Source organism: Variovorax sp. M-6 (assembly GCF_052114385.1).
Classification (GTDB): Bacteria; Pseudomonadota; Gammaproteobacteria; order Burkholderiales; family Burkholderiaceae_C; genus Variovorax.
This window is the reverse complement of record NZ_JBFREQ010000091.1, coordinates 1-1,612: the sequence shown is the minus strand read 5'-3', so window position 1 is coordinate 1,612 and position 1,612 is coordinate 1. Positions and strand designations below refer to the sequence as shown.

Annotated in this window: 2 protein-coding genes; both read right to left on the bottom strand. The window is 67.1% G+C overall.

The features are described from left to right. On the bottom strand, nt 1-1,130 hold a 1,130-nt coding region (locus tag AB4Z46_RS35235), incomplete at its 3' end, for an MCP four helix bundle domain-containing protein (protein WP_442288196.1). Nucleotides 1,131-1,166: 36 nt separating this feature from the next. Beyond that, a partial coding sequence (locus AB4Z46_RS35230; protein WP_442288195.1) for a methyl-accepting chemotaxis protein occupies nt 1,167-1,612 on the bottom strand: 446 nt, incomplete at its 5' end.

The window sequence follows — 1,612 nt, the reverse complement described above, 5'->3', positions numbered from 1 at the left end:
AGCGCCAGGATGTTGGTCTGGAAGGCGATGCCGTCGATGACGCCGATGATGTCCACGATCTTGCGCGAGGACGCGTTGATCGAGCCCATGGTGTCCACCACCTGGCTCACCACGCTGCCGCCCCGGACCGCCACCTCGGAGGCCGACACCGCCAATTGATTCGCTTGCCGCGCGTTGTCGGCGTTCTGCTTCACGGTCGAGGTCAGCTCTTCCATCGAGGCCGCCGTCTCTTCCAGCGAGCTCGCCTGCTCCTCGGTGCGCGACGACAGGTCCTGGTTGCCCGTGGCGATCTGGCTCGACGCCGTCGCGATCGTGTCGGTGCCGCTGCGCACTTCGCCCACGATCTTCACCAGGCTGTCGTTCATGTCCTTGAGCGCCTGCATCAACTGGCCGGTCTCGTCTTTCGAGTGCACCTCGATGCGCGACGTGATGTCGCCCGCGGCCACTGTTTCGGCGACCTTGACCGCTTCGGCGATGGGGCCGGTGATCGAGCGCGTGGTGAACCAGGCGATGGCAGCCCCCAGCAGCACGGCGAAAACGCCGAGACCGAGCATCAGGGTGCGGGTGCGCTCGTAGTCGGCCGTCGCTTCCGCGCTCGCCTCTTCCGCACGTTTCGTCTGGTGGTCGACCATGTCGTCCAGCGCCGCCAGCGTGGCGCGCACGGCGGGTCCGACCTTCTTCACCAGGAGTTCGGTCGCTTCCTGGCTCTTGTTCTGCAGCCCGAGTTCAAGCAACTGGTTGTTCAGCGGCACCGCGACGGCGTGCATCTCCTCGATCTTGGCCAGCAAGGCCTTGCCGGCCCCCGTCGTGACCCGCTTGCTCAGCACCGCCTTGGCCTCGGCGAACCGTTCACGCGCGGCCGCGATCTTCTTCACTTGCTCGCGCATCGATGCTTCGTCGGTCATGAGCACGATCTCGCCGCCGTAGATGGAGACGTCGCGGATCGCGTCGAGCATCTTGTTCGCCATCGCCACCTTGACGTTGTTGTCGTGGACGATGCGTTCGAGGCGTTCCTGGATGCCGCCGAGAGAATTCAGCGCCAGCCCGGCCACGAGGGCCAGGAACAGGAGCACTGCGGCGAAGCCCAATCCCAGGCGGGTGCCGATCTTGAGGTTGGAAAGTGAGGTCATGGTGGTTGCGCCGGTGTAGGGCCTTCTTGAATGGGTTTAGAACTCGGTCCAGTCGCCCGCGCCCGCGCTGGCCGCGGCCGGCCGGGGTGCAGGCGCCGCCTTGGGACGAGGGGCCGGCGTGGATGCCTTGGCGCGTGCGCCGGGAGCAAGGGCCGCGACCGGCGTGGCGCGCACGGGGGCGCGGGTCGGTTCGTCCCCGGCGTCGTCGCCCAGCTTGAAGGTGCTGACGATCTGCGACAGATTGCCGGCTTGCTCCTGCAGGGATTGCGCGGCGGCCGAAGCTTCCTCCACCAGCGCCGCGTTCTGCTGCGTCACCTGGTCCATCTGCGTGACCGCCTGGTTGATCTGCTCGATCCCCGAGGTCTGCTCCTGGCTCGCCGCCGTGATCTCGCCCATGATGTCGGTCACGCGCCTCACGCTGCCGACGATCTCTTCCATGGTCTTGCCCGCTTCGGCCACCAGCGCGCTGCCCGCGCCCACCT